Genomic DNA, 12,094 nt, shown 5'->3' with positions numbered 1-12,094 from the left:
GGGTCCGGCCGCCGGCGGGGGCGGAGGTCGCCGCGACGGCCGGGCCGCCGGCGCCGGTCTCCGCCAGCCGGCGCCGGGCGGCGGCGAGCGCGGCCTCGACGGTCCGGGTGCCGGTCGACACGCACAGCGTGTAGGAGACGTCCGCGAGCCGCTGCCGGGTCTGTTCACCTGCCGGGGCCGCCTGAAGCGCTTCGTACCGTTCGATGAGACTCCGCAGTACCGCCGGGTGGGCCATCAGCACGGCGATCTCCTTTCGCACCAACACGAGTCCGACATGACTGACCGGCGGATACCCGGCGCTCGCCCCGCCATGCCGAATGCGATCCGCGCCACAGCGCCTCCGGAAGGCGGGGGTCCCGCGCGGGCCGCTCCCGGCGCCGGGTAGGGTGGCGCCCGAACACGGTGGTACCGATCGAGGAGGTGAGCCCCATCAACGCAAGGTCAGGTCGGGCGCTCATCCTGCGAGGCCGTCCGGTCCGCTCGGTGTAGCGCGGACCGCGGGAGCGCCCCTCGGCACTCCGGAAGGTCCCTCATGCCGGTTCCCTCTTCGCACTCCTCTTCTTCCTCTTCTTCTTCGTTCTCCTCCTTCTCCGTTTCCGCGTCGCTGCGCGCGGCCGTCGTCACCAGGCTGCGGACGGCCGGTTGCGTCTTCGCCGAGGACGAGGCTCGGCTGCTGGCCACCGCCGCCGGGTCGCGCGAAGAGCTGGCGGCCCTGGTGGACCGGCGTGCCGCCGGCCTGCCCCTGGAACACGTCGTCGGCTGGGCGGAGTTCGGCGGGCTGCGGATAGCCGTGGACCCGGGCGTCTTCGTGCCCCGCCGCCGCAGCGAGTTCCTGGCCCGCCGGGCCGCCGCCCTCGGCCGCCGGGCGGTGGCCGGGGCCGGGCGGGCGGCGGTCGTCGTGGACCTGTGCTGCGGCTCCGGCGCGGTGGGCGCCTTTCTGGGCGACGCGCTGGGCTCGGTGGAGCTGTACGCCGCCGACGTCGACCCGGCGGCGGTTCGCTGCGCGCGCCGCAACGTCGCCCCGTACGGCGGCCGGGTGTACGAGGGCGACCTGTACGCGCCGCTGCCCGCCGCCCTGCGCGGCCGCGTGGACGTCCTGGTCGCCAACGCGCCGTACGTGCCCACCGACGCCGTCGGCCTGCTGCCGCCGGAGGCCCGGCTGCACGAGCCGCGGGTGGCGCTCGACGGCGGCGCGGACGGCCTCGGGGTGCTGCGGCGGGTGATCGCCGGCGCGCCCGGGTGGCTGGCGCCCGGCGGGAGCCTGCTGGTCGAGGCGAGCGAGCCGCAGGCGCCGGAGCTGGCCGAGGCGGCCGCCCGGGCCGGTCTGACACCGCGGGTGGCCGGGTCGGAGGAGCTGAGCGCGACCGTCGTCGCGGCCACCCGTCCCGTGGCGCGGACGGCCCGGCCGCGTTAGCGCGGAACGGGCGGGCCGCGGAGCACGGGCCGCCGGGCCCGGCCCGAGAAGCCGAGCAGCGTACGGGCCGGGCCGGCCGGGTGCGGGCCGGGCCGGAGGCGGGCCCCGGGCCGGGTCCGTACGCCGCCGGGCGGACCCGGGCCGCGGGGCCGGCTCGGCCACGGGGTGGCACTTCCGGCACAGACGCCGGATTTCCTCCGGAAAAACCTTTCCCCGCATTTCCGGCAGGGTGTGCGCCATGCGCTCCACAGCCCGTCCGCCGCCGGCTCCGGCCGCCCCCGCCCGCCAAAAGAAGGGCGAATTCCGACGGTCGTGCGGAAATTTGCGGTGGAATTCCCCCGACTGGGAGGAGCGCACGGCCGCGCACGCGGGGGCTCGCGCACCCCGCCGCGCGCCGAGCGTGATGCGGCGCGTATACGCTGGTAGCGCCCTTGCCGCACCGACCCCGCCCCCGGCGTACGGCGACCGCCCGGCTCCTTCCGGCGCGCCCCCTGCGCACGCCGGAAGGAGCTTGGGGACCGGCCGCCCGATTCCTACACCACGCGAAATTTTGAACATTGTTCCGTTTACTCAGAAATTACCTTCCCGGGAAATGCGGAATCTCTTTCTCCGCCCTACCATCAAGGCCGCGACAGAACCGCGAAAGCGGTGCAGGCGGCATCAGGAACGACAGGAATACCAGATTCCGTTCCACCGGCAGGACCCGGCGAGGAGGCCCGCGCATGAGCACCGAAACCACCCCGTACACCGTCGCCCGGTACTTGGCCCACCGGCTCGACCAACTCGGCATCACCCACCTGTTCGGCGTCCCGGGCAACCACCTCGGCCCGTTCCTGAGCACCCTCAGGGCCGCCGGGGACATCGAGTGGGTGGGCACGCCCACCGAGGGCGGCGCCGGCCAGGCCGCCGACGCGTACGCCCGGATCCACGGCGTCGGCGCCGCCGCCGTCACCTACAGCGTCGGCGCCTTCAACCTGCTCAACGCCTGCGGAGGCTGTTACGCCGAGAAGGTCCCGCTCATCGCGATCAACGCGGCCCCGCCCTACGAGCAGTGGCAGAACCTGCGCGCGATCGGCCTGGTCACCTCGCACATGAGCACCCGTCAGGAGAGCAACCTGGAGGTCTACCGGCAGGTGACCGTCGACGCCCAGGCCATCTCCAACGCGGGCCTCGCCCCGGGCCAGATCGACGCCGCCCTGACCGCCTGCCTGTCCGAGCACGGCCCGGTCTACCTGGAGGTCATGGAGGACGTCTGGGAGGCTCCGTGCGCCGAGCCGGTGGGCGAGATCGTCCCCCGGGCCCGGCCCTTCACCACGGCGAACGCGACCATGCTGACGGCCGCCGTGGACGCGGTCCTGGCGCTGGTCGAGGCCCACCCGGACGAGAACGGCCGGCCGCGCCCGGTGCTGTGGGCCGGCGAGGAGATCGACCGCTACCGGCTCGGCGAGCCGCTGCTGGCCCTGGTGGAGGACACGGGCCTGCCCTTCTGCACCACGGTCGGCGCCAAGGCCGTCGTCTCCGAGGACCTGCCGCAGTTCCACGGCGTGTACAACGGCAAGGCCAGCGACCCGGCCGTGCACTGGATCTTCAAGGAGTGGGCCACCTGCCGGATCGGGCTCGGCGCCTGGTCGACGTCGAAGAACCTCGGCGGCGAGCAGTATCTGGGCACCGACTGGGTGATGGCCTCGCGCGGCGGCGTCAGCGTCGGCACGGCCTACTTCCCCGACGTGCGCCTGGAGCGGCTGGTCCCGGCGCTGCGCGACGCGCTCGTCGCCCGGTACGGCGTGGGCGGCCTGGCCGCCGACTACTACGCGCAGGCCGGCGCGGCGGGCCGGGCCGCGTCCGGCGGCGTGCCCCGGCACGTGCCCGGCAGTCTCGGCGACTTCCGCGTGGCGCTCAGCACCCTGGGGCGGCCGGCCGCGGCGAGCGGCCGGCTCACCTACGACGGCCTCTTCTCGCGGATCAACCAGTTCCTCACCGAGGAGACGCGGGACCCGTGGACGGTCGTCTCGGACGCCGCCTTCTCGCTCATCGGCTCGATGAACCTGACCCTGCCCGCCGGCGGCTACCTCGCGCAGAACAGCTGGCTGTCGATCGGCTGGTCGGTCGGCGCGGCCGCCGGCGCGGTGCTCGCGCCCGAGCGCGACCACACCCGCCCGATGGTGTTCGTCGGTGACGGCTCCTTCCAGGAGACGTGCCAGGAGATCTCCACGCACGTCCGGTGCGGCCTGCCGTCGGTGGTCTTCGTCCTGGACAACCAGAACTTCTACGGCATCGAGCAGATGCTGGTCCAGCCCTGCTACTTCAAGCACAAGGGCCCGTCGGCGAACGGCGCGGACTTCTACAACGAGCTGCACCCCTGGCACTACGAGAGGCTGGCGCAGGTCTTCGCGGGCACCAAGACGCCCGCCACCGGCATCGCGATCGGCAGGGCCGCCGAACTCGACCTGCTGCTGGACCGCCTGGCGGACCCCACCGACCCGGTCAACGCCGGACCGCTGCTGGTACGCGTGCGGCTGGACCGGCACGACTACCCGCGCGCCATGGCGTACAAGGTCGCCGACTGCCCGTAGCGGGTCCGCGGGCCGCCGCCCCGTCAGGCGGGCGGTGCGGTCCGTACGGGCCGGTACGGACCGCACCGCGCCGCGGGCGGCGCCGGCTCTACGCGGCCAGCTCCGCCAGGTCCGCGACGAGCTGGTCGAACTCGGGCAGGGCGAGGACGCGGCGCTGCATCCCGCGGGCCCGGTGGCGGTAGGACGGGTCTTCCAGGACGGTCCGGCAGGCGGCGGTCAGCGTGGGCACGTCGGCCCGCTCCAGGTCGACCCGGACGCCCAGGCCCAGCTCGGCCAGGCGCTCGGCGTTGGCGGGCTGCTCGGCGAAGACCGGCAGGGCGACCATGGGCACGCCGCTGACGAGCGCCTCGCGCACCCCGCTGAATCCGCCGTGCGTCACGAACAGGTCGCAGGCCGGAAGCAGCAGCTGCTGCTGGGCGAACGAGGTCAGGTGCACGTTGTCCGGGCGGGCCCCGGGCCAGTCGGTGGCCGGGTCCCGTTCGGCGCCGATCGCGACGACCGCGGTGACGGGCAGCTCGCCGAGCGCCTCGACGATGCTGTGCAGCACCGTGCTCCGCTCCCCCATCATGAGCGGGGCGATCGAGCCGAGGGTCGCGAGCACCAGCGGCCGGTCGTCGGGCAGCCCGACGACGGCGGGGTCGAGCCGCTGCCCGGCCGGGGTGGCCTGCGGCCGGTAGTACCGCGCGCCGGGGCGGCGCAGGTGCTCGGGGTAGAACGCCTCGGGCACCACGCCGGCGGCCGGGACCCGGAACGGGTGGGCCGGGTCGTCCACCGGGCCGAGGCCCAGGGCCCGCCGCTGCACGTTGATCTCCGCCAGCACCTCCGGGCCGTAGAACTCCGCCAGCGGGGATATGTCGAGCATCGCCCGCGGGATGCCGAGGAGTTCGGCGGCGTAGTAGGCGCCGAACGCGGAGTTCTCCTGCACCAGCAGGTCCGGCTTCCACTCCTCGCAGACGGCGGCCAGGTCCTCGGCGAACATGCGCGCCAGCGGGCCGGCGAAGAGGTTGGCGAGCATGCTGGGCGGCGCGACGTGCGTCTCGACGCCCAGCTTGTCCATGCCGCTGAAGTCGAGGCCGAGCCGCCGGACCGTCTCCTCGTCCTGCCGCACCTCCCCGAGGTCGAGCGCGTTGGGCAGGGTCAGCACCGGCAGACCGGCGCCCTCCACCGCCGGGGCCAGCTTCGACGACGTGGCGACCGCCACCTGGTGGCCGGCGCGCTGCGCCGCCCGGGCGACGGGAACCACCACGGGCATGAGGTGGGAATACTGCGGCGAGGTGCAGAAAATGACGCGCACGACTCATACTCCTTGCGGTGGGGGTGGATCTTCCCAGGCACGGCGGTGACGGCGGCCACCGCTCACCGGAAATTGGCGGCAGGCCGGATTCACGGCCGCGGCACGGGTGGATGCACTGGTCAATGAACATCCTCCCGACCGATCATAACCCCTGCAACAGTCCTGCTCCCGGGCCTTTTTGAGTCAGCGACAGAAGGCGTCCCGGAGGGCCGTCCGCCATTTCCGTGGCCCACATCACGTTTGTGGGGGAACTTTTGGCGGAAGCTAGTTTCGGAACCCGGGAATAGGCGTGTCCGACGGCCGTCGAGCCCCCGGCCGCACACCCCGGACTGCTTTCGGCGGATCTTTTGGGCGTTTAAGGGGACTTGTCCGCCCGAAGGGCGGCGGCGCGGGGACCTGCGGCGCGGAGAGGCGCCGCGAGTTACCGGTCGGGCCTCATTCCGCATGGACGTCGCCGACCGGGAGGAGAGCGCCCGGTGGTGGTGGCAGGTCGCGGCCGACGCGACCTGGCGCGTACCGCGCACCCCGGCCGTCCACGGCCGGTACGGCCGCCGGGCTCAGGCGGCCGTGCCCCGGAACCGGTTGATGTGCGGCAGCAGGCGCTCCCGCTTCTCCGGTTCGGCCACCCCCCAGGCCCTCGCGCGGGGCCGGGCGCGGGGCGGGCGCGGGAACGGCGGTGCGCACGAGGCGTCCGCGCGACGGCGGGGAGCCCGGCGGCACCCGGCGGACGCCGGGGAATCGCCGGTGAGACTACCCAGTGCGGCGGACCGCGATTAACCCCTATCCACCGGTCTCCCGGTCAAGGGTGGCGCCCGGGTCGGCAGGGGTTTTCCGGCGCGCGCGCACGTGGTCGACTGGCGTACGGGCGGTCCCCGTCCACCCGTACGGAACGCGCCGGCGAAAACCGGGGATTCCGCCGCGGAAGCCCGCCGCCCGCGGGCGGCCCGCACGAGCGGTACGGGCCCCGGAAGGCGCGGAAGCCGAAACAGCGAGGAGCTTTCGTCACCGTTCGAGAAAGGCAGCCCGCCATGTCGCTACCAGACGTGAACGTCGTGTTGTGCGGAGGTCCGGCCGTGCGGTATCCGGACGCGGACCGGCTCCGCTACCTGCCGGACACGGCGTCCGCGCTGAAGCTGGAGCGGGGAGACCGCTACGAGCACTTCGAGCCGACGGCGGAGACCGTCGAGCACGACGGGCGGCGGCTGCTGGTCTTCGCCTGGACCCGGCACACCTACATGGCCGAGTAGGCGCGCGGAACCGGACCGGTGACGGAGCGGCAGAGCCGTCGCATTCCCGCCCGAACACCGGTCCACCGGCCCCGGCCCGGTACGCGAATGCCTGCGCGTACCGGGCCGGGGCGTGCGGGAGCACCTGGCCGGCGGGTCCGCCGACGGGTCCTGCGGGGCCCTCAGACGATCTCGCTCACCTCGAACTGGAGGTCGATCGGCAGCTGCTGGCGCCCGCCGATCTTCAGCTTCCGGTAGACCCGGGTGAGGTGCTGCTCCACCGTGCTGACGGTGATGTAGAGCCGCGAGGAGATGTCCCGGTTGGTGTAGCCGCAGGCCGCCAGCACCGCGACCCGCTTCTCGGAGTCGCTGAGCTTGGCGTCCCGGGTGTCGACGGCCGCCCGCTCGGCGCCGCGGTCCTCCCACGGCTCCTCGTCGTGCTCCAGGCGCATCCGGTCGCACAGCGGCTGCGCCCCGCACTCCCTGGCGAGCTGCCAGGCGCGGCGGGAGGCCGTCGTCGCCTGCGCGGCGTCGCCGAGCCGCTTGTGGGTCTCGCCCAGCTCGCACAGGGCGCGCGCCAGCTCGTAGCGGTCGCCCGCGTGCTGGAGCTGGGACACGGCGCGGGTGAGCAGCGGCAGCCGCTCGTGCGGGTCGGCCGTGGCGGCGAGCAGGCGCAGCGAGACGCCGCGCGCCCGGCTGTCGCCGTCCTTGACCTTCGACAGCTGCTCGTTGATCAGCCGCTCGGCCTCCGTCCGGTCGCCGAGCTGGATCAGCACCTCGGCGGCGTCGCCGCGCCAGGGCATCCACGCGGGCTGGTCCAGTCCCCAGCCCCGCGCCATCCGGCCCACGGTCAGGAAGTCGTCGAGCGCGACGCTGAGCCGGTTGGTGGCGAGGTTGTACAGGCCCCGGGCGCGCAGGTAGAGCAGGCCGTACGCGCTGCCGAACAGGGACTCGGGGGCGGGCTGGTTGAGCTTGCGCGCGCCCGCCTCGTAGTCGCCCGTCATGGTCTGGGCCATCACCTGGAGCGCCACCAGCCCGCCGGACAGCACGCTGCCCTTGCGCTCGGCGAGGCGGCTGAGCCCCGCCCGGGTGTAGGACAGGGCGTCCTCCGGGTTGCCCTGGAAGAGGGCGGCCGCGGCCCGCAGGCCGGCGAACTGCGCGTACCACCCGGAGGCGTCGCGCCGGACGGTCTCCTTCAGCAGCAGCTCGCACCAGTAGCGCGCCTTCTCGGTCCGGCCCGCGAACATCAGTGACGTGATCGCGACGCGGATGGGCTCCAGCGTCGAGTCGGTCAGGACGGAGCGCTGCAGCAGCTCCTCGGCCTCGGCGGCCGTCCCCTCCCTGTCGGCGCCTAGGTAGGCGGACCAGGCCACCGAGTACGCCGCGTCCGGATCGGTGCCCGCCGGCCGCGCGGTGGGGGCGCCGCCGGCCGTCCGCTGCCGGCCGCGGACGCGGCCGTCGGCCCACGGAAGGAACGATTCAACGATGAGAGCGACGGCCGGGGCGGCGGCGGTCCCCACGCGGCCGGCCGCGTCGGCGGTGCCGACGGAGGCCGCCCGCAGGGCGGCGAGCACCTCGCCCGCCTCCCCGATCCTGCGGTGCCCGACGAACAGGTCGGCCAGCGGACCGTACTGCGAGCGGGGCAGCTCTCCGGCGCGCAGGGCGCACAGCAGCTCGTCGGCGATCTTCTCGGCGCCGACCGGGTTGTTGCGCCGCATGACGACTGCGGTGCGGATCCTGATCTCGGCGCGCGCCTGCGCGTCGGCGCAGAAGCGGTGGGCCAGGCGCAGGTACTCCACCGCGAGCCGGTCGCGGTCGTCGGCCAGCACCTCCTCCGCCGCGTCCCGGAGCACCGGCACGCCCCAGGGCTCGGCCACGTGCCGGGCGGCCTGGAGGTGGGGGGCGATCCGGGAGGCGGGAGCGCCGTCGGCGTACAGCAGGGCCGCGGCGCGCTGGTGCAGCTCGCGCCGGTAGACCGGGTCCATGGCGTCCAGGACGCCGGCGCGCGCCGTCGGGTGGCGGAAGCGGCAGTCGTCGATCACGCCCGCGGCCCGCAGGGCGCGCACGCCCTGGGCCACCGAGAGGCGGGGCAGGTCGCACAGCCTGCCCAGCGAGTCGACCGAGGCCGCCTCGCCGAGGACGGCGAGGCCGTCGGCGACCTTGGCGGCCATCGGGCCGCTGCGGTCGAGGCAGGTGAGCACGGCGTGGGCGAATGTTTCGCCGGCCATGGGCTCCAGCAATTCCACGTGTGTTCCCGGCACAGACACCGTCGCGTAATCCTCCTGCAATGCGCGCATGAGAAGAGGATTGCCGCCGGTGACCGCGTAGAAGTCGTCCACCGTGGACCCGTCCGGCGCCGGGTGGGCGTGGCCGGCCAGCATTTCGGCCACGTCGGCCCGGTCCAGGCAGTTGAGCCGGATGCGCTGGAAGTTCGGCTGGCGCAGCAGCTCGGTGCGGTACGCGGGGTCGCGCTGACGGTAGTACAGGGCCTCCGTGAAGACCATCATCAGCTGCGTGGAGCGGCTGCGCCCCGCGATATAGAGCAGGTATTGCAAAGATGTCGCGTCCACGTGCTGGAGATCGTCCACCCCGATCATCACAAGCCGCGTGCGCACGATGTCGTGCACGGCCGCGCAGACCTTCTGCATTCGCGCCGTACGGGCCGGCGCGGTGTGGTCGGCGGCGCGCGCGTCGACGGTCGCCTGGTCCTCGTCCAGCAGCGTGTGCAGGCGGCGGGCGGCGTCCGCGGGCAGCGCCGGACTGTCCGCCAACTGCCGCATCACACCCAGCGGGAGAGAACTCTCCGACCGCAGCGCGGCCGCTCTGAGCACCACGGCCCCAGCCGCCGAGGCGGTGGCGGCGAGCGCTTCCAGCAGCTCGCTCTTGCCGCAGCCGACCGGGCCCTCTATGACAACGGTTCTCGCCTTGTTCGATGCGCATTCAGTCAGGGCGGATTTCAGTTTCCTGAGTTCTGCGTCCCTACCGATCATCAGCATACAGAACCTTTACCCCCGAATTTCCCGCCGACCGTGACTGAAATGGCCCTCACCAGCTCAGGAAAAGGGCCGCGGCGACCGTTCCGCGGTCGCCGCAATTCAAACGAATGGTCGCTTCGTCTTCCCGGCCGGGGTCCTCTACTAGACGGCCGCTACTGATGAAACCCCTGAGACAGTGCCGCTGTCAACTAGCGGCCATGGTTGCCTATCACTGTTAAATGCGCGTGAATCCGAAGTGGGCAAATCGCGCTATTTCGCTTGTAGCCGATCATGGGGGGTGGACTTCGGTCACGGGACGCGACGGTAAACTCACCCTGCGCGCAAAGAGCCGATCTACCCGCCTCCTGCGCCGCGCCTCATGAAAACGCAAAGGAACCGTCAGCACCGCGACAAGGGGCCGCGTCCGCCCGGATACGGGCGGTGAAACGACCGACCGGCCCCGACCACAGGGGGCGCCGGGACCCGCTCAGGGGTCCNCCGACCACAGGGGGCGCCGGGACCCGCTCAGGGGTCCCCTTCCCCGCCCGTTCCCGGCTATCCTTCCAGCGTTAATTCATTGGCGGTGGAATTCTCGGGCCGTCCCGCACCCGCCGCCCCGCCGTCCCCACCAGCCCCTGCCGTGCCGACGGGCCGGCCGCCCCGACCGGGCGCCGGCCGCGGAGCCTGGCCTTCCGCGATTTTTCCCCCCTAGAGCCACCCGCGGACACCCCTAACCTCACCGTCTGGGACCGAAGTCCCCCACCTCGTGGCCGACCCGGCGGGACGGGCCCCGGGGCCGGGCCGCCCGGAGCGGCCCGCGGCCAGTCCTGCCGCCCGGGACCGCGGCCCGCCGGAGCCGGCCCGGTAGGGGGCGGGGCGTGGCTCCTGGCATGCGAAGTAGGGGGCGGGGGCAGCGAAAAAGGTGGCACTTCCCGCTCTACCGTGGTGCCCCTGGGAGCCACTTCCCGCCTACCGTGGTCAGGTGCGCCTCGACCGGTCTGCCGGGAGGCCGGGAAGGAGCGACGAAAGGGACGAGATGCGATTCCGCGTTCTGGGTCCGCTGGAGGTGTCCGGGTCCGGGCCCGCCCCGCCGGTCGGCGCGCACCTGCCCGCCAAGCTCCGCGTGGTGCTCGGCGCGCTGGCGGTGCGCGCGGGCCACGTCGTCTCGGTCGACAGCCTGATGGACGAGCTGTGGGGGGACCAGCCGCCCCGTACGGCCGTCACCACCCTCCAGGTGTACGTCTCGCAGGCCCGCAAGCTGCTGCACCGCCTCGACCCGAAGGCCGGCCGCGACGCGCTGGCCACCCGACGCCCCGGCTACCAGCTGCGGCTGGGCCCCGGCCAGCTCGACCTGACCGCCTTCGAGCACCTGCACGCGCGCGGCCGCGCGGCCATGGACAGCCGCGACTACGAGGCCGCGGCCGACCTGCACGCCAAGGCGCTGGACCTGTGGCGCGGCCCGCTGCTGTCGGACACCCCGCACGGCCCGCTGCTGGAGTACGCCGCCGTACGGCTCGGCGAGCTGCGCATCGCCGCCCTCGAACAGCGCCTGCACGCCGACCTGCGCCTGGGCCGGCACCGGGAGGTGGTCGGCGAGTTGCAGGCGCTGGCGCGCGACTTCCCGCTGCGCGAGGAGTTCCACGCGCACCTGATGGTGGCCCTGTACCGCACCGGCCGCCAGGCCGAGGCCCTGCACGCGTTCGCCCGGCTGGACCGCACCCTGCGCGACGAGCTGGCCATCGAGCCGGGCCGCCGGCTGCGGCGGCTGCGGCGGCGCATCCTGGAGGGCGACCCGACGCTGCTGTACCCGGGTTCGCCCGGCGCCGCCGCCCCGGCCCCGCCGGCCCCGTCGGCCCCGCCTGCCGCCGCCGTCCGCCCGCCCAGCGCGCTGCCCGCGCCCGACCCGCTGTTCACCGGGCGGGCGGACGCGCTGGCCGCGGTGGTCGACGCGCTGCTGCGCGCCGCGCTCACCGGCGGCCGGGTGGTGGTCACCGGCATGGCGGGCGTGGGCAAGACCGCCCTGGCGCTCGCCGCGGCGCACCGCACGGAGGCGCTGTTCCCCGACGGCCGGGTCCTGCTCCCGCTGCGGTCCGCGGCCGGTGAGGCGCTCGGGCCCGGCGAGGCCCTGGGCCGGCTGCTGCGCCACCTGGGCGCGCCCGACCCGCTGCCCGCCGACGAGGCGGAGCGGCGCGCCCTGCTGCCGCGGCTGCTGGCCGGGCGGCGGATCCTGCTCGTACTGGACGACGCCGCGAGCGCCGAACAGCTGGCGCCGCTGCTGCCCGCCGCGCCCGGCAGCGCAGCGCTGATCACCTGCCGCCGGCTGCCGGACGGCCTCGACGGCGACCCGCCCGTGCTGCTCGGCGTGCCCGGCCCGGACGAGGCGCGGCGGATCTTCGAGGCCGCCTGCGGGCGGCACCGGGACGCCGACGCGGGCACCCGGCGCCACCACCCCGCGGCGGGCCCGTACGCCCCGTACGACCAGGACGACCTGTACGAGGACGCCGCCGGTCCCGGCGCCGCGGGCTCCGGCGCGGACCCGGCGGCCGGTGCGGCCGCGCGGGCGGCCGCCGACCCGCCGGACCGGGCCGTCGCCGACGTCGTGGAGCTGTGCG

General features: G+C 74.3%; 7 protein-coding genes. 4 read left to right on the top strand and 3 right to left on the bottom strand.

Going from position 1 to position 12,094, the window contains the following annotated elements; genetic code table 11:
- A partial coding sequence (locus RKE29_RS22375) for a DUF5133 domain-containing protein (protein WP_312007347.1) occupies positions 1-241 on the bottom strand: 241 nt, incomplete at its 3' end.
- A gap of 291 nt (positions 242-532) precedes the next feature.
- Here RKE29_RS22375 and RKE29_RS22370 point away from each other — a divergent pair.
- Together RKE29_RS22370 and RKE29_RS22365 are read left to right on the top strand one after the other, a co-directional pair.
- Entirely contained in the window at positions 533-1,414 is an 882-nt protein-coding gene (locus RKE29_RS22370; protein WP_312007346.1) for a putative protein N(5)-glutamine methyltransferase, read from the top strand.
- A 722-nt stretch (positions 1,415-2,136) separates the two neighbouring features.
- Positions 2,137-3,987: a thiamine pyrophosphate-binding protein gene (locus RKE29_RS22365; RefSeq protein ID WP_312007345.1), complete on the top strand. Its 1,851-nt coding sequence runs from the start codon at positions 2,137-2,139 to the stop codon at positions 3,985-3,987.
- A gap of 88 nt (positions 3,988-4,075) precedes the next feature.
- On the opposite strand, the gene RKE29_RS22360 is transcribed toward RKE29_RS22365, so the two are convergent.
- The gene (locus RKE29_RS22360; RefSeq protein WP_312007344.1) at positions 4,076-5,281 is read right to left on the bottom strand and encodes a glycosyltransferase; all 1,206 of its coding nucleotides are present in this window, start codon (positions 5,279-5,281) and stop codon (positions 4,076-4,078) included.
- A gap of 1,028 nt (positions 5,282-6,309) precedes the next feature.
- Between RKE29_RS22360 and RKE29_RS22355 the strand changes: the two genes are divergently transcribed.
- Complete coding sequence (locus RKE29_RS22355) at positions 6,310-6,528, top strand: DUF5988 family protein (protein ID WP_312007343.1); 219 nt, start codon at positions 6,310-6,312, stop codon at positions 6,526-6,528.
- Positions 6,529-6,689: 161 nt separating this feature from the next.
- Here the strand turns inward: RKE29_RS22355 and RKE29_RS22350 are convergent, their stop codons facing one another.
- Positions 6,690-9,497, bottom strand: a complete 2,808-nt coding sequence (locus RKE29_RS22350; protein WP_312007342.1) for an AAA family ATPase — start codon at positions 9,495-9,497, stop codon at positions 6,690-6,692.
- A gap of 1,021 nt (positions 9,498-10,518) precedes the next feature.
- Between RKE29_RS22350 and RKE29_RS22345 the strand changes: the two genes are divergently transcribed.
- A partial coding sequence (locus RKE29_RS22345) for a BTAD domain-containing putative transcriptional regulator (RefSeq protein ID WP_312007341.1) occupies positions 10,519-12,094 on the top strand: 1,576 nt, incomplete at its 3' end.

It is taken from the genome of Streptomyces sp. B1866 (genome assembly GCF_031932565.1).
Classification (GTDB): domain Bacteria; phylum Actinomycetota; class Actinomycetes; order Streptomycetales; family Streptomycetaceae; genus Streptomyces.
The sequence above is the reverse complement of the archived record's forward strand: the minus strand, read 5'-3'. Positions and strand labels throughout refer to the sequence as shown.

What these genes read in the sequence shown, in the direction of transcription:
- RKE29_RS22370 (WP_312007346.1), top strand. Translation starts at nt 533, where the DNA reads ATGCCGGTTCCCTCTTCGCACTCCTCTTCTTCCTCTTCTTCTTCGTTC.
- RKE29_RS22355 (WP_312007343.1), top strand. Translation starts at nt 6,310, where the DNA reads ATGTCGCTACCAGACGTGAACGTCGTGTTGTGCGGAGGTCCGGCCGTG.
- RKE29_RS22350 (WP_312007342.1), bottom strand. Translation starts at nt 9,497, where the DNA reads ATGATCGGTAGGGACGCAGAACTCAGGAAACTGAAATCCGCCCTGACT.
- RKE29_RS22365 (WP_312007345.1), top strand. Translation starts at nt 2,137, where the DNA reads ATGAGCACCGAAACCACCCCGTACACCGTCGCCCGGTACTTGGCCCAC.